Source organism: Coralliovum pocilloporae (genome assembly GCF_030845175.1).
Lineage (GTDB): Bacteria > Pseudomonadota > Alphaproteobacteria > Rhizobiales > Cohaesibacteraceae > Coralliovum > Coralliovum pocilloporae.
Window position 1 is genome coordinate 2161420 of record NZ_CP132542.1, and the last position, 15062, is coordinate 2176481.

15 protein-coding genes are annotated in these 15062 nt (G+C 56.5%); 6 read left to right on the forward strand and 9 right to left on the reverse strand.

Annotation, left to right across the window (positions count from 1 at the left end):
- Positions 1 to 176 precede the first annotated feature (176 nt).
- On the forward strand, positions 177 to 1517 hold the full coding sequence (locus RA157_RS10045; RefSeq protein WP_350332987.1) for an NAD(P)/FAD-dependent oxidoreductase: 1341 nt from the start codon (positions 177 to 179) through the stop codon (positions 1515 to 1517).
- Here the strand turns inward: RA157_RS10045 and RA157_RS10050 are convergent.
- Both RA157_RS10050 and RA157_RS10055 read right to left on the reverse strand, forming a co-directional pair.
- Positions 1512 to 2291, reverse strand: a complete 780-nt coding sequence (locus tag RA157_RS10050; protein ID WP_350332988.1) for a metallophosphoesterase — start codon at positions 2289 to 2291, stop codon at positions 1512 to 1514. The two genes, RA157_RS10045 and RA157_RS10050, sit on opposite strands and share 6 nt — an antisense overlap.
- Complete coding sequence (locus RA157_RS10055) at positions 2288 to 3271, reverse strand: DnaJ C-terminal domain-containing protein (RefSeq protein ID WP_350332989.1); 984 nt, start codon at positions 3269 to 3271, stop codon at positions 2288 to 2290. Before RA157_RS10055 ends, RA157_RS10050 begins: the two co-directional genes overlap by 4 nt.
- Before the next feature lie 324 nt (positions 3272 to 3595).
- Here RA157_RS10055 and RA157_RS10060 point away from each other — a divergent pair, with 324 nt between their 5' ends.
- From RA157_RS10060 to dxs, 3 genes are all read left to right on the forward strand, one after another.
- A complete protein-coding gene (locus RA157_RS10060; RefSeq protein ID WP_350332990.1) occupies positions 3596 to 4573 on the forward strand; it encodes a DMT family transporter in 978 nt (325 codons plus the stop codon).
- A gap of 139 nt (positions 4574 to 4712) precedes the next feature.
- Complete coding sequence (locus tag RA157_RS10065; protein WP_350332991.1) at positions 4713 to 5639, forward strand: histone deacetylase family protein; 927 nt, start codon at positions 4713 to 4715, stop codon at positions 5637 to 5639.
- Between the two features lie 190 nt (positions 5640 to 5829).
- On the forward strand, positions 5830 to 7755 hold the full coding sequence (gene dxs, locus RA157_RS10070) for a 1-deoxy-D-xylulose-5-phosphate synthase (RefSeq protein WP_350336189.1): 1926 nt from the start codon (positions 5830 to 5832) through the stop codon (positions 7753 to 7755).
- 2 nt (positions 7756 to 7757) lie between these two features.
- Here the strand turns inward: dxs and RA157_RS10075 are convergent, their stop codons facing one another.
- From RA157_RS10075 to RA157_RS10105, 7 genes are all read right to left on the reverse strand, one after another.
- Positions 7758 to 8654 (reverse strand): lysophospholipid acyltransferase family protein, encoded by an 897-nt coding sequence (locus tag RA157_RS10075; RefSeq protein ID WP_350332992.1) that lies wholly within the window; start codon positions 8652 to 8654, stop codon positions 7758 to 7760.
- A gap of 244 nt (positions 8655 to 8898) precedes the next feature.
- The gene (locus tag RA157_RS10080) at positions 8899 to 9036 is read right to left on the reverse strand and encodes a hypothetical protein (protein ID WP_350332993.1); all 138 of its coding nucleotides are present in this window, start codon (positions 9034 to 9036) and stop codon (positions 8899 to 8901) included.
- Positions 9037 to 9098: 62 nt separating this feature from the next.
- Positions 9099 to 9692: an SCO family protein gene (locus tag RA157_RS10085; protein ID WP_350332994.1), complete on the reverse strand. Its 594-nt coding sequence runs from the start codon at positions 9690 to 9692 to the stop codon at positions 9099 to 9101.
- Positions 9693 to 9763: 71 nt separating this feature from the next.
- Positions 9764 to 10303: a copper chaperone PCu(A)C gene (locus RA157_RS10090; protein WP_350332995.1), complete on the reverse strand. Its 540-nt coding sequence runs from the start codon at positions 10301 to 10303 to the stop codon at positions 9764 to 9766.
- Positions 10304 to 10477: 174 nt separating this feature from the next.
- Positions 10478 to 10912 (reverse strand): hypothetical protein, encoded by a 435-nt coding sequence (locus tag RA157_RS10095; protein ID WP_350332996.1) that lies wholly within the window; start codon positions 10910 to 10912, stop codon positions 10478 to 10480.
- A 120-nt stretch (positions 10913 to 11032) separates the two neighbouring features.
- Positions 11033 to 12319 carry an MFS transporter gene (locus RA157_RS10100; protein ID WP_350332997.1) on the reverse strand — a complete coding sequence of 429 codons (1287 nt, stop codon included), beginning with the start codon at positions 12317 to 12319 and terminating at the stop codon, positions 11033 to 11035.
- Between the two features lie 426 nt (positions 12320 to 12745).
- Positions 12746 to 12922 carry a hypothetical protein gene (locus RA157_RS10105; protein ID WP_350332998.1) on the reverse strand — a complete coding sequence of 59 codons (177 nt, stop codon included), beginning with the start codon at positions 12920 to 12922 and terminating at the stop codon, positions 12746 to 12748.
- 27 nt (positions 12923 to 12949) lie between these two features.
- Between RA157_RS10105 and RA157_RS10110 the strand changes: the two genes are divergently transcribed.
- Together RA157_RS10110 and RA157_RS10115 are read left to right on the forward strand one after the other, a co-directional pair.
- Positions 12950 to 13708, forward strand: coding sequence for a TlyA family RNA methyltransferase (locus tag RA157_RS10110; RefSeq protein ID WP_350332999.1), 759 nt, complete (start codon positions 12950 to 12952; stop codon positions 13706 to 13708).
- Positions 13705 to 14976: a class I SAM-dependent RNA methyltransferase gene (locus RA157_RS10115; RefSeq protein WP_350333000.1), complete on the forward strand. Its 1272-nt coding sequence runs from the start codon at positions 13705 to 13707 to the stop codon at positions 14974 to 14976. The genes RA157_RS10110 and RA157_RS10115 overlap by 4 nt, the downstream gene beginning before the upstream one ends.
- The last annotated feature ends 86 nt before the right edge of the window (positions 14977 to 15062 follow it).

Sequence of the window (15062 nt, forward strand, 5' to 3'; positions counted from 1 at the left end):
TTGTCGTTTTTGTTGTTGGATGTTTGGCAATTTATGGGGGAATCCTGCGACAGAACAGTTACAAGTTCTTAATCTGATGCAGAGTGGCGTCTGTCTCATGATAGTCAATCCGGTCCTTTGATCAGCGTGAGGCTCCAGATACGCAACTGAGCCGTTCATTTGTTCTGAGAGTAATGATGTCCCAAAAGACAGTCGAATCCCGTGGAAACCTGCCTGACGAGGTCGATACCGTTATCATCGGCGGAGGGATTGCCGGTGTGTCAAGCGCGTTGTATCTGGCTCGAAAGGGGCTTCGGGTCCTGCTCTGTGAAAAGGGACGGATCGCCGGAGAGCAATCCTCTCGTAACTGGGGTTGGGTTCGGGTTCAGGGGCGTGACCCGCGTGAGGTGCCGATTGCAGTTCATGCCATGGGGCTATGGCAAGCGCTGGCCGATGAGCTGGGGGCGGAGACCCTCGGTTTTGTGAGAGGCGGCGTTGCTTATATCACAGATGATCATTCTGCTTTGTCCGGCTACGAGCAATGGATCAAGCGCACTGCACCAGACCGGCCGGATGGCGGTGACAGCCGTCTTCTTGATGCAGCCGATGTCCGGGCCTTGTTGAAAACCAATGATGACAGATGGCAGGGCGGAATGATCACTCCGTCTGATGCCCGGGCTGAACCGTCTCTGGCAACCGCGGCCTTTGCCCGGGCTGCAGTTGCCAGCGGAGCGGTGATTGAAACCGGCTGTGCGGTCAGAGGACTTGAAACATCCGGCGGGCGTGTTTCTGGCGTGGTGACCGAGAGGGGAGCGGTGAAAGCATCGTCTGTCATCCTTGCAGGTGGGGCCTGGTCGGGTCTGTTTTGCCGATCTCTGGGCCTGCGCCTGCCCCAGTTGAAGGTGCTTGCGACTGCGTGCAGGACGAAACCGGCTCCCCTGGTGACAGATACCAGCGTCTACGCGCCCGGTGCAGCCTTTCGTAGGCGGCAGGATGGCGGTTACACACTGGCTGCAGGGAATTCGGAAGTTTTTCCGCTTGTTCCTGACGGGTTTCGCTTCCTCAGGGATTTCTGGCCTCTGGTGCGCTCGGAAGTGATGTTAGGCGCGATCAGGCCGCGTCTGAGCGGGCAGTTTTTCACGGAACTGAGCTATGAGCGTCGGTGGGCGATGGATGCCGCGAGCCCGTTCGAACGCTGTCGGGTTCTGGATCCGAAACCTGAAATGCAACATGTGCAGCGCGCGCTGAAAACAGCGAGCGGGTTTTCATCGGCCTTTGGTCAGCTTGAGCTTGCAGAGGCCTGGGCCGGAATGATTGATGTACTGCCCGACGTGCTGCCGGTCATTGGTCCGGTGGATGAGATTCCCGGTTTCCATCTGGCAACCGGTTTCTCGGGTCATGGCTTTGGCCTCGGGCCAGCAGTCGGGCATGTTATGGCCGATGTAATCACCGGGAATAAGCCTGCCGTCAGCCTTGATGCTTTCCGTTTTTCCCGCTTTTCAGATGGCACCGACCTTCAGGCCCACGTTCATCTATAACTGCTCGTAATGGACGATTGTTCCGGTGGTGGAGGCCAGGATCAGCCCGACAACTGGTGGCTCATCTGTGGGCTGGAAGGATGACAGATCCGTGTCCTTCCATGAAAGAGGGCCCTGGAACAGGGTGGAGCCGAGGCCTGAATAGGCAATCCCGTTGATGGTACCGCCGACTGTCCGGTGACTGTGGCCGAAAAACAGATGCCGAACACAGGAAAAGGTGTTCAGAAGACCAAGAAAGGCTTCGCCATTATCGAGCCGGATCGTGTCCATCACCTTGAGGCCCAGATCAAGCGGAGGATGATGGAGGAAAATCAAGGCCTTTTCTCCAGCCGCCTCAGCCTCTTCCAGTTCAGCCTTAAGCCAGGCCAGGCGCTCCTCGCAAAGATGACCATAGGGCTTGTGCTCCACAAGCGTATCAAGGCCAATGAGGCGCAAGCCGTCTCTTGAGCGGGACCATTGAACGAAACCGTCCATATCCGTTTCAGCCAGCTCCGGCTCTGTCAGAAGCGTGCTGCGAAGGTCATGGTTCCCCGGCAAGAGAAGATGGGGCATGGGAAGAGGGGACAGGATTCTCTGCAGAAGATGATAACTCTCCGGTGCTCCGTGATTGGCGAGGTCCCCCGTCAGCACGCAGAGGTCGGCGTCCCCATAGGAGCTGACCACGTGAGCGACGGCCTTTTCCAGACAGGCAGCAGGGTCGCGATCATAGAGAGTCTCGCCTTCAGGCAGCAGGTGAGGGTCGCTTAACCAGACGATCTTGAGCCCGTCGCTCACCCGTCAAACTCCGGCCCGCGCACCGGATAGGGCTTAATGTCCTGCCAGTCACGCATCATGGCTTCCAGTGCACTGTCATTGGTGTCAGGCAGCACAATGCGAAGGGAAACAAGCAGGTCACCGCGACCTCCGGATTTGCCTGGCAATCCCTTGCCGCGCAGGCGCATCACCTTGCCGCGATTGGCACCAGCCGGAATGGTCAGCGATACAGCACCTTCAAGTGTCGGAACCCGTATCTTCGCACCCAGAACCGCTTCATACAGCGTTAGCGGCAGCTCTATGCGAAGGTCGTCACCCGATGGTTTGAAAACCGGGTGGCTGGCAAACTCCACCGTGATCATGGCGTCCCCTGATGGCCCGCCAGCCGGTGATGGCTGGCCTTGCCCTTTCAGGCGGATCTGCTGGCCGGGCTGCACGCCATCCGGCAGGGCAACATTCAGTGATCGACCACCGGGAAGGCTGACACGGACCTTCTCGCCTTTGACCAGATCCTCAAGAGCCACTTTAAGGGTGACGGCAACATCATCACCTTTGGCAGCACGCTGTCTGCTCTGTCGTCCACCACCAAAGCCGCCTCCCGGTCCGCCCCCATGTCCGCCGCGCTGGCCGCCGCCCATGGAGCCGAAAATCTCGGACAGAATGTCTTCAGGATTGAAACCGGCACCACCTGCCTGACCACTACCCGGATGTCCGCGCCCGCCGCGCTGACGGAAGCCGCCGAACGGCCCGCCTGCGCCCTGGAACCCCTGGAATTTCTGTTTCCCATCCGCGTCGATTTCGCCCCGGTCAAACTGGCCGCGCTTGTCCTTATCGCCCAGGATTTCGTAAGCCGTGTTGACTTCGGCAAACTTGGCCTGTGCCTTCGGGTCATCCTTGTTCTGATCAGGATGATAGCGTTTGGCCTGCTGCCGGAAAGCTTTCTTGATGGCGGCATCATCCGCATTTCGCGGCACGCCGAGAATGTCATAAGGGTCGCGCATGAACGTCCAGAATTGTGTCAGCCTGGGAGAAGTCCCATCAGCGGTCTATAGACTGACCGCAAACAAATCAACTTCACCTCCCTTATATGGGAATTTGCAGATAAAGGCCAAGCCATAGATAAGCCGTAGACAAGGTAGGTGGTTGCTATCCGGAATTCGTCATCATGTCGAATTCGCGATGATATACTTTGTTGAAATGAAGAGATAAACGACGTTGTTTGTAAATTCACGACAAAATTCAATATTCACGTAATTTTACTTTATTTCATCTGAGGGTGTGGGTCACACTTCTGTCTATCGTCCCAACGCGGCGGAGGATTGGCCATGTCCGAGACAGCAAAGGCAGCGCAAGGTGATGCACCGGTCGCCGGTATTCTGTGCCTTGTGGTCGGCGTCTTCATTTTCATGCTGCAGGATGTGGTCATCCGGCAGTTGTCGTCAGACTTTTCCGCCTATCAGATCGTTTTCGTTCGCGGCATTGTCGGCATTGTCGTGTTATCCGTCATTCTCTATGCGGATGGGGAAGAGGGACTGATCTATACAGATCGACCTATCCTGCTGATTGTGCGCGGCTTTCTGGGCCTGATGTCTTATTCGCTCTACTATCTGGCGCTGTCTTCGCTACCACTGGCCACCACGGTGACCCTCTTCTATGCGAGCCCGCTATTCGTGACGGCACTATCGGTCGTATTTCTGGGAGAACGGGTTGATATAAAGCGCTGGCTGGGTGTTCTGGTTGGATTTGGCGGTGTGGTTGTGGTCACCAATCCGGGTGCCGGTCTGGTGGAGCCGGCAGCGCTTCTGGCGATTGCGTCTGCGGTGACCTATTCCCTGATGGTTCTGCTGACGCGCAAGCTCTCAAAGAATGCGTCAGGCGCGACCATGTCATTCTACTCAATGCTGACCTTCATCGTGGCATCAGGTCTGTTTGGGGTCGGGGCAGGGGACGGTTATCTGGATGTCTACGAGAATGACAGCCTGCAGTTTCTGTTGCGCGCATGGGGCTGGATGCCAATGCGGGAATTCCTGCTGATGGCATTCACCGGCCTCACCGCAGGGATAGGCTTTTATCTGCTGTCGCAAGCCTATCGCCTTGGGGAAGCAAGTGCCGTGGCGCCGTTTGAATACTCTTCTCTGCCCTGGGCTATTCTGTGGGGTTATGTGTTCTGGAACGAGATCCCGTCCGCAAACACACTGGTTGGTGTGGTGCTGATTGTCGGTGCCGGTCTCTATATCCTGCACAGGGAAGCGCAGGACGGCCGCAAACTCAATTTCGGGCGGCCTATCAGACCAAAGATATAGGCAGACCGGTCAATTTCCACATGTTCGGGGTTGACCGGCATGTCATTGTTCCGTCACATGGTTTTCTGTCCTGATGTGCGGGCTTGTCTGAGAGATGACCGCGCTCAGAGAGCTTGGGGTGTGTTTCGGAGCTTGATCCATGTCGACCTTATATCTTCACAATTCGATTTTTCTGGATCATGAGGTGCCGGAAGGGCATCCGGAGCGACCGGATCGTATACGGGCTATTGACCATGCCCTCGAGAATGAGAACTTCACCTTTCTGAGCCGGGAATATACCGAGCCGGGTCAGGATGAGGATATCCTGCGGGCTCATCCTGAAGAGCATCTTGCACTGGTGCGCCGGGCTGCGCCAAACGAGGGTAGAGCGCATATTGATGCGGATACATCCATGTCACCGGGTACCTTGAGTGCGGCACTGCATGCGGTTGGCGGTGCGACCACTGCCATTGACGAGGTGATGACGGGCAAGGTCAACAACGCCTTTGTTGCGGCCCGCCCACCGGGCCATCATGCAGAGCGGACCCGTGTTATGGGCTTCTGCTTTTTCAACAATGCGGCAATTGCCGCCCGTCGGGCCCAGGCGGTCTACGGGGCGGAGCGGGTTGCTGTCATCGATTTCGACGTGCATCACGGTAATGGCACTCAGGATATCTTCTGGGATGACCCGAGTGTCATGTATTGCTCGACCCATGAAATGCCGCTGTTCCCCGGGACCGGTGCAAAAGATGAAGTGGGCGCAGGCAATATTGTCAATGCTCCGCTTGGCCCTGGTACGGGGAGTGACGGGTTCCGCGAAGCTGTCCAGAGCCGTATTCTGCCCGCGCTGGATAATTTTGCACCGGACCTCGTGATCATTTCAGCCGGGTTTGATGCGCATCATCGTGATCCTCTGGCGACCATGCAGCTTGTTGAAGAGGATTATTCCTGGGCTACGGCCAAGCTGATGGACGTGGCCAACAAGCATTGTGATAACCGGGTGGTTTCCCTGCTGGAAGGCGGGTATGACCTTGTCGGCCTCAGCCGGTCCGTTGCTGTGCACGTGGCCAGACTGATGTCCGGCTAGGGTCAATCCTGCTTCCTGTACACGGTAATGTGGGGCAATTTACCGCCTTTGGGGCCGGTTGATTGCATTGCGCAGGCTGTTGTTCTGGTGTAGGCCTATCAGGCTGACACAGGGAATGCCTTTCAAGTGCCTGATTGATCTGGAATCCGCGCTTGAACCTATAAGGAATAAGAAACGCGAGACCGGATATATGGGATCGACTACGCCTCTTCTTGACCGGGTCAAAACGCCGGACGATTTGCGCCAGCTTGAGCCGGAAGACCTGCATCAACTGGCCGATGAACTGCGTCGTGACATGATCGATATCGTGTCCGTCACTGGCGGTCATCTTGGAGCGGGGCTTGGTGTGGTCGAGCTGACCGTTGCGTTGCATTATGTGTTTGAGACACCGCGCGACCGGGTGATCTGGGATGTGGGCCACCAGTGCTATCCACACAAGATTCTCACCGGGCGCAGGGATCGCATGCGCACTCTCCGTCAGGGTGGCGGACTGTCAGGGTTCACCAAGCGTTCCGAGAGCGAATATGATCCGTTCGGTGCGGCGCATTCCTCCACATCCATTTCTGCCGGGCTTGGCATGGCAGCGGCGCGGGATCTGTCCGACCGCGATAATCATGTTATCAGCGTGATCGGCGACGGTTCCATGTCGGCCGGTATGGCTTATGAAGCCATGAACAATGCCGGGGCGCTGCATTCCCGCCAGATCGTCATTCTGAACGATAACGACATGTCCATTGCGCCTCCGGTTGGTGCAATGAGTGCCTATCTGGCGCGCCTCATTTCCGGCAAAACATTCATCGGTCTCCGGGAGACCGGCAAGCAGCTTGCAGCCCGGTTGCCCAAATTCTGGCATGACAAGGCTGCAAAGGCAGAAGAGTTCGCCCGGAGCTTCGTGACCGGCGGCACCCTGTTCGAGGAGCTGGGTTTCTATTATGTGGGCCCGATCGACGGTCATAATCTCGATCATCTTCTGCCGGTTCTGCAGAACGTCAAGGAAACGGCACAAGGTCCTGTGCTGATCCATGTGGTGACCCAGAAGGGCAAGGGCTATGGTCCTGCCGAACAGTCTCCGGACAAGTATCACGGCGTCTCGAAGTTCGATGTGGTGACCGGCACCCAGGAAAAGCCAAAACCCAACGCACCGAGCTATACGTCCGTTTTCGGCAAAGCCCTGGTGCGGGAAGCTGAAGAAGATCAACGGATCGTCGGAATTACAGCAGCCATGCCGTCTGGAACGGGCATTGACACATTTGGTGCAAGTTTCCCGGAACGCACGTTTGATGTTGGTATCGCTGAACAACACGCGGTGACATTCGCAGCGGGCATGGCAACCGAAGGCTACAAGCCTTTTGTGGCGATCTATTCCACCTTCCTGCAGCGGGCCTATGATCAGGTCGTCCATGATGTGGCGATCCAGAATCTTGCCGTCCGCTTCCCGATTGATCGTGCCGGACTGGTTGGCGCAGATGGGGCAACCCATGCGGGCTCGTTTGATGTGGCCTATCTGGGCTGTCTGCCAAACTTCACGATCATGGCAGCCTCCGATGAGGCAGAGCTGGTGCATATGGTTGCAACTGCTGCGGCCCATGACACGGGCCCCATTGCTTTCCGTTATCCGCGCGGTGAAGGGGTTGGCGTTGATCTGCCTGAGAAAGGCGTGCCGCTTGAAGTCGGCAAGGGCCGGATTGTCAGGCAGGGCAGTACCATTGCCATTCTGTCCTTCGGGGCTCGCCTGAGTGAAGCGCTCAAGGCTGCGGAGAAACTGGAAGGTCATGGCCTGTCTGCGACTGTGGCTGATGCCCGCTTCGCCAAGCCTCTTGATGAAGATCTGGTTCGGGAGCTGGCTCAGAATCATGATGTTCTGATCACGCTCGAAGAGGGATCAATCGGTGGATTTGGCAGTTTCGTTCTGCACTTCCTCGCCGAAGAAGGTCTGCTGGACAATGGCCTCCGGGTGCGGTCTATGGTGCTGCCTGATATCTATCAGGACCAGGACAAGCCGGACGCCATGTATCAACAGGCTGGCCTTGATGCAGATACCATTGTTGCCAAGGCCTTCTCAGTTCTTGGGCGTGATAGCGATGACAGCTGTGAAGAGCCTCTGTCACGGGCCTGACTCTAGAGTACCGCGGTCCAGCGCTTGTGAGCCCACATCCACTGTTCGGGCTTTTCCTTTAGCCAGGTTTCAATCTGCGACTGGATAGCCTGTGTGGTGGCGTGAATATCTGCGTCAAGATTACCGGTCTGGCTGACCGGAAGTTCGACAAGGTCAAGCTCAAACCGCACATTGGGCAATCGATTGACCCGGGTCAGAAGAACGGACCTTCCATAGCGGCAGGCCAGCATGGCAGGAAAAGGGTTCGTTGCCGCAGGCTGACCAAAGAAATCAATTTCCACACCCGTTGCTTCCCGCAAATCAGTCAGCATGCCGATATAGCCACCCGTTTTGGCGATCTTGATCAGCTCTTTCAGGGCATGCCTGTCTTTACGGAACAGACCCGTTGGATAATAGGGCGCTCTTGTACTGGCGATATAGGCCTCGACATACGGGTTTTTGACCTTCTGATAGATCCCGGCGATCGGCATGTCGTGTTGGATAGCAACGGATGCCAGAACTTCCCAGTTTCCATGATGAAAAGACAGAAAAAGCCCGCCGTCATTCTGTTGTCTGACCTGGTCAAGCAGCTCAGGATTGTTGACGGTTACACGGCCGGGGTCGCTCAGAAGACGGTCAATCTGCAGGCTTTCGGCAAAGGTTTGACCAAGATTATGCCAGCTCGCCCGGGCAACGCGCTCTCGTTCTTCCGGGCTGGATTGCGGGAAGGCTGTTGCCAGATGCTGAAGGGCGCGGGCATGACGCGCGGTAAGTGGCGCGATTTTCTGCCAGACCCAGCCCATCAGAGCTGACCCTGTTTCAAGCGGCATCAGCCGCAGCAGAAAGATCACAAACCGCAAGCCTGCATATTCAAGTCTGAAGGTCAGACCTCGAAGGCGTTTGTTCTTGGTTTTGGCCAATGGTCAGGCTTTCTGTGTCGCACATCCGTTAAAGCACCAGACCTATAACCTGAATCGGCGGCGGTGCTTTAAGAGTTTGTTTCTGAGCGAGCTTTTATCTGAAAAGTCTATCAACTTTTCAGAAGCACGCTGTAGGGGCCTGCCCCTGGTTATCCGGGCCGGAGACAGGCTCAGCGCGCGCCATCTGTGCCAAAGCTGAAAAGCGAGGTCAAGGACGATGATACAGAATTTATGGGTTTGAACTTCAGGTGAAGCAGCCACTCAATCCGACGACAAGCGCGTTCAAGAACACTTCATCCCCGAAAGCCGCCCACAGCACACCGGTTGTCGAGAAAAGTCCGACAACACCAAGAGCAACGACAACTGTGGCAAGGCGCGGCATGATGAGCGTCCGTTCTTTAGAAAAACAGAGCGGATGCAGGCAATCCGCACCCGTTCAGGTTGTTATGATGATGGCAGAAGACGCTTCAGTTTGGCAAGAGCATTCTGCTGCTGCTCGCCATAGGCAACGGTCCCGAAGAAATCACCCTTTGCATCCAGCAGATAGACAGCAGCTGTGTGATCCATTGTGTAATCGCCATCATCAAGCTCCACTTTCCGGGCATAGACCCGATAAGCCTTGAGAGCTGTTTTGACTTCGTCAGGTGTCCCGGTCAGGCCAATGAAGCGCGGATCAAACGCGGACATGTAATCGGCGACGACTTCAGGCGTATCCCGCTCCGGGTCAACTGTGAAGAAAACATAGTTGAACTTGTCTCCATCAGTACCCAGCGCTTCGGCCCAGCCAGCCATATCAAGCAAGGTCGTCGGGCAGATTTCCGGGCATTGGGTAAAGCCGAAATAGACGACACTCGGTTTTCCCTTGAAGATGGTCTGATCGACCCGCTCGCCTTTGTGATTGACGAGAGAGAACTCGCCACCGATTGCAGCTTTGCCGGAAACGGTTTGCTGGGTACCAAAAAGGTCCAGGGACAGGGCACCAAGGCCAAAACCCGCAACAGCGACCAAAGCCCAGAGAACATAACGGATGGTTTTCATGATCTGCCTCTCGTCAAACACTGTAATAAACGCAGCACACCGAATACCTGTCTCGGCACGCTGCCAAAGCTCTAGTTGGAACCGTGATCGGACCCATGACCATGATCGCTGCCATGGTTGGCGCCGTGGCCTCTTTTCAGCACCTTGATAGGCAAGGACAGGGTGGTGTCACCAGCCTTTTCAAACGTCAGCGTGACGTCAACGGTTTCGCCTGCCTTGAAACCCTCTGGCAGTTTCATGAACATGATATGGAAGCCGCCCGGCTTCAGTTCAACAGTGCCGTGCGCAGGAATATCAAGCCCACCATCAACCGGTCGCATAACCATGACGCCGTCATTGACAGACATCTGATGGATTTCTGTTTTGCCTGATCGTTGAGCTGAGGCGCCGACAAGTTTGTCTGCCTCTGCGGAATGGTTGGTGATGGTGACATAACCGCCGGATACTTTGGTGCCCGGAAGAGTTTCTCTAGCCCAGTAGCCGGAAAGCTCCAGATTGCCGTGCTTATGGGCCTTCGGGCCGTGTTCGGCATGATCGGACCCTGCAACGGAGGCTGTGATTGCAGCAAAAGTCAGGGCTGCAGCGGCAGCCAGTTCAAGGATAAGACGCATAAGTGTGCCCCTGTAAACACAATGCCGCATTGAGAAGCGGCCAACAGATAGATTGGAAACGTGCAGAACAGGGCGTCTGCCCTGTTAAAGGCCTGCAGCGTGTTTCTGAAAAGTTGATAGACTTTTCGGATAAAAACTCGCGCAAAAACAAACTCTTAAAGCACCACTACCAACTCAAGTTAAAGGTCTGTGCTTTAAGGCCTGGATGGCGTAAGGAGACGCCATGGCAAGGGGAGGGCCACGGGTCGGAGCTGTCTGAAGTCGGGAGATATGCCCCATCTCCACCGCGCGTCGGGGAATTGGTCCGTTCCCGTTAAGCGCAGGTGACTTCGGAAAGCTGTCCCCTGTCAGATCCGCCAGTTTGTCCGGCCCTGCAGCGACCGTGCAGGCCATGAGGCACGAGATCTGATGAATGGTGCCGGGCCGCTGTTCGGGTGGCCCATCCAGATTGTGTATCGCGATGGAATCGATCACACATAGTGTGCCGAACTCAACCGCATAGGCAGTCTGGCTGCCAAACAGGAACGATGCGAACAGGGCATAAAATGCAAAATAGACCCCCTGCAGACGCGCTATGGCACGTCCGTCACGGGATCTCATCTGTTGCATTACGCCATGTTTCAAAAGACAGGCACCTTCAAGCGAGTCAGTTCAGACTTATAACGGTACCTCTAGCCGATCTTTGTGGCTATGGGAATGGGACGTTCCGTCCCACTCCCTGAAATGTCATTACGAGGGGTGCCCCTGTTCCTGACGCCAGGTCTGTGGGGTTTCCACATGCTCGTCTTCTTCAGAGATCAGCTCAGGAGTCACAGCAGCGCCGACCACTGGGGCGGTGGAGGCCATGTCAAAGTCTCCCTTGTCTTCGCCTGTGGGAGCCACACGTGCCTGAATACGGACCATCAGGTAGACGACGATGAAGCTGCATACAACAAAGACGAAATAGAAGATGGCACCCGGGCCGATCACATCTATCAGTGATGAGGCCACGACGGGGCCGACAGCGGAGCCAACCGCATAGACCACCATCAGGCCGGACGCCATTTCCACATATCCGTCACTGTCCGCATGGTCGTAGCCGTGGGCCAGGGCAATGGAATAGGCAGGCTGCAACGCGCCACCAATACACAGGGCAAGACCAAGATACATGTAGAAACTGAACCCATCGGCCATCGCGATAAACAGCGCCAGCGCACCACCTGTCAGGCAGAGGGCGATCAGCACCAGACGCCGGTCGATACTGTCGGACAGACGCCCGATTGGCCACTGGGTCAGAACACCACCCAGCACCACGGCACCTGCGAAAAAGGGTGCCTGCTCGATGGTCAGGCCAACGCCTGTGGCATAGATCGGTGCAAGCATCCAAAGGGTTCCGAGCATGGCACCGACGCACATGCAGGAGACGATAGCTGTGGGCGATGTCCGATAGAGCCGTTTGGGCCGGAAGCGCACAAGAGCAATCGGCGCAGGCTGATTGGCTCGTGTCAGGCTCATGGGAACGACCGCAAAGGAAATCACAACGGATGTCACAGCAAAGAGCAGGAAGTCTGACGGCTCGTGCAGAGCTGCCATAAGCTGGCCACCCACAAGAGCCGCATAGCTGACCACGATGTAGATCGACATGATGAAGCCACGGTTCTGATTGGTGGCTTTCTCATTCAGCCAGCTTTCAATCACCAGATAGAAACCGGCAATACAGAACCCGGTGATGCCGCGAAAGACGAGCCAGGCAATCGGATCCTTGATCATCGCATGCATCAGGGCTGCGGCTGAGCCGGATGAGACCAGAGCCGCGAATGCGCGAATATGGCCAGCCCGGAGAATGGCAAAGGGAGCGACGAGCGCGCCAATGACCATGCCGACAAAATAGGATGATGAAGCCGCGCCAATAAAGATGTTGGAAAACTGGTAAGTCTCAGCAGCCAGAGGAATAATTGTGGTCTGCAAACCGTGACCAATCATCATGAAGGCGACGCTGATCAACAGCGCTGTAATCGGGGCCAGAGTTCTAGCCATGGCGCGTCTTTCTCTAAAGGAGACCAAATGGTCAATGATATCAGTTCATTAAGGGGGATGTACCCAAGTCTCGGCAGCTCACCTGATTGAGGGGGCCGTACAAAGACCTGTCCATTATCAGCTTCACCACATCCTTGCCTTCTCTTCAAGCAGTTTCATGTCAACTTCATGAACTGTCCAGAGAGATTTTGCTGCGACAGGCCGTGTAAAAAAATGAAATAATACTGTGTTGAGCAGTTTTGTTTGTGAATTGCTAACCACTCTTGCGCACACTGCGCGCAGCAGGGGTGTTCCGATGTGTGTTGAGTACGGAAAAGTGTTGGCGCTTGCCTGTGGGCTTGTGCTGTCCGGCGTATTGAGTTCCGCTTCGGCGGAGGACAGCTGGGACCTGCGGCTATCGCCACTCGCCCCTGTTAAACCATTAGATCATGACGCGGCACCGGTAGCCGGGCCGCAGGTTGCGCCGACCAGTGGGGCGTCTGATGTTCCCGCGCCGCCACCATTGGACGCGGCAGAACAAGACCGGGCCAGGCCGGGCAAACCGACACGCTCCCATGACGGGATCAGCCCCATCCGGTTCGCAAGAATGCTTTTCCTTGTCAAAGATGCGCTCGATCGATAGATCGGGGCATGACTGAAACGACCAGACAGAGAATCCGCCTGGACCAGCTTCTTCTAGATCGTGGCCTGATGCCGAGCAGGGCCCGAGCGCGGGATGCGATCAAACGCGGTGCGGTGAAGACCGACGGGCAGGTTGCCCGAAAGGCCGGTCAGCTGGTGGCGTCTGATTGTACGCTTGTTCTCGATGATCCTGCAGAGGGTTATGTGTCTCGCGCTGCTCTCAAACTGCTGGCCGCACTGGACCACTTCTCGCTTGATGTCACTGGCAGGCACGCGCTTGATATTGGCGCGTCTACGGGTGGATTTACTCAGGTCCTTCTGGAAAGAGGCGCTGCCCGTGTGACGGCAATCGATGTTGGTCATGGTCAGATGGCAGACACGGTGGCCGCGGACCCCCGGGTCACCAGTCTCGAGGGTGTTAATGCCCGTGCACTGACCTCTGACCAGATATCGGGGTCGGTCGGGGTTGTCGTCTCTGATGTGAGCTTTATCTCCCTGAAGCTTGCTTTGCCTCCCGCACTGGATCTGGCCGAGCCTGATGCGCTCGGTGTCTTTCTGGTCAAGCCTCAGTTTGAGGTGGGGCGGGCTAATATCGGCAAGAACGGTCTCGTCAGGGATTCTGAGTTGGCCCGGTCCATGCCGGATCAGATTGCAGAATGGCTGACAAAGGAGTATGGCTGGCAGCTTATCGGGATTACGGATAGCCCGATTGTCGGCGGGGACGGCAATCAGGAATATCTTCTGGCAGCCAGGAAACAGCATTCATGACGGAGAAATCAGGCGTCACGGTTCGCGTGGACCGCCTCGGCCATCGCGGTGACGGTATTGCGAGCCGGGATGGGCAGGACATCTATGTCCCTTTCGCGCTTCCCGGAGAAGAGGTTCGTGTCAGACTGGATGGCGATCGCGGCCATCTGGATGCCGTCGAGCAGGCCCATCCCCAGCGGCAGGAACCGGCATGCCCTCGTTTTACGGAATGCGGCGGTTGTCTTCTCCAGCATTTGCCGGATGACCTTTACACGGCCTTCAAGACAGGTCTGTTGACCGATGCCCTGAAGGCGCGTGGGATCACCCATCAGCCGGAATCTCTTGTCAGGGCTGCACCGCGTCAACGACGCCGGGCGGCTTTCACGGCCCGTGGTCTCTCATCCCGCGTCGGGTTTGGCTATAATGGTTTCAAATCCAGTACCTTGGTGGAAATCGAGCATTGCCCGGTCCTGACACCGGCACTGGAAGCGGCCATTCCGGGCCTGAAGACACTGCTGAGCCGGTTGCCGTTGCCAAAAGGCCCGGTCAAGCTTCAGGTACTCGAGACCGAGAGCGGCCTTGACGTGGATATTGACGGGATAGTCAAGGATCTGTCGCGTGGTCTGCGGGCTGAGATTGATCTGGAAGTCAAGCGGCTGGGCTGGGCGCGTCTGTCGATCAATGGCGAGATAGTGGTGGAAGTAACAGCCCCGCTGCTGACCATGGCTGATACACCTGTATCGCCCCCGCCGGGCGGGTTTACGCAAGCCACCGAAGAGGCTGAACAGGTTCTGGCGAAACTGGTGCTGGATGGTCTGGGTAAATCCAGGAATGTTGCAGACCTTTACAGCGGCATCGGAACCTTTGCACTCAGGATTGCCCGCAAGGCCAAGACCAGTGCCTTTGAAGGCCATGGAGGCGCGGTTAAGGCACTGACCCGCGCGGCCAGGTTTGGCGATCGGCTGAAACCGCTTGCAGTCGAGCAGAGAGACCTCACCCGCCGTCCGCTTCAGGTCAGGGAGCTTAACAAGTTCGATGCCATTGTCCTCGACCCGCCACGGGCCGGTGCAAAGGAACAGGTGCGCTATCTGGCACAATCAGATGTGCCTGTGGTGGTGATGGTGTCCTGCAATCCCGCGACGCTTGCTCGGGATCTGAAGACGTTGCTTGATGGCGGCTATGTGCTGAACCGGGTGGTTCCGGTTGACCAGTTCCTCTGGTCACCGCATCTGGAAACGGTTGCCGTGTTGAGTAAGGAACAGAAGAAGAAACGGCGGATGCTGGGATAGACCAGTGGCCTCTAGGTTCAATCGACATTCAGTCTTCCCAAGTTGGGTACAGATGTGATTCATAGGTTTCCAGATTCGATGAACTG

What these genes read in the sequence shown, in the direction of transcription:
- RA157_RS10045 (WP_350332987.1), top strand. Translation starts at nt 177, where the DNA reads ATGTCCCAAAAGACAGTCGAATCCCGTGGAAACCTGCCTGACGAGGTC.
- RA157_RS10055 (WP_350332989.1), bottom strand. Translation starts at nt 3,271, where the DNA reads ATGCGCGACCCTTATGACATTCTCGGCGTGCCGCGAAATGCGGATGAT.
- RA157_RS10060 (WP_350332990.1), top strand. Translation starts at nt 3,596, where the DNA reads ATGTCCGAGACAGCAAAGGCAGCGCAAGGTGATGCACCGGTCGCCGGT.
- RA157_RS10065 (WP_350332991.1), top strand. Translation starts at nt 4,713, where the DNA reads ATGTCGACCTTATATCTTCACAATTCGATTTTTCTGGATCATGAGGTG.
- dxs (WP_350336189.1), top strand. Translation starts at nt 5,830, where the DNA reads ATGGGATCGACTACGCCTCTTCTTGACCGGGTCAAAACGCCGGACGAT.
- RA157_RS10080 (WP_350332993.1), bottom strand. Translation starts at nt 9,036, where the DNA reads ATGCCGCGCCTTGCCACAGTTGTCGTTGCTCTTGGTGTTGTCGGACTT.
- RA157_RS10085 (WP_350332994.1), bottom strand. Translation starts at nt 9,692, where the DNA reads ATGAAAACCATCCGTTATGTTCTCTGGGCTTTGGTCGCTGTTGCGGGT.
- RA157_RS10090 (WP_350332995.1), bottom strand. Translation starts at nt 10,303, where the DNA reads ATGCGTCTTATCCTTGAACTGGCTGCCGCTGCAGCCCTGACTTTTGCT.
- RA157_RS10095 (WP_350332996.1), bottom strand. Translation starts at nt 10,912, where the DNA reads ATGCAACAGATGAGATCCCGTGACGGACGTGCCATAGCGCGTCTGCAG.
- RA157_RS10100 (WP_350332997.1), bottom strand. Translation starts at nt 12,319, where the DNA reads ATGGCTAGAACTCTGGCCCCGATTACAGCGCTGTTGATCAGCGTCGCC.
- RA157_RS10110 (WP_350332999.1), top strand. Translation starts at nt 12,950, where the DNA reads ATGACTGAAACGACCAGACAGAGAATCCGCCTGGACCAGCTTCTTCTA.
- RA157_RS10115 (WP_350333000.1), top strand. Translation starts at nt 13,705, where the DNA reads ATGACGGAGAAATCAGGCGTCACGGTTCGCGTGGACCGCCTCGGCCAT.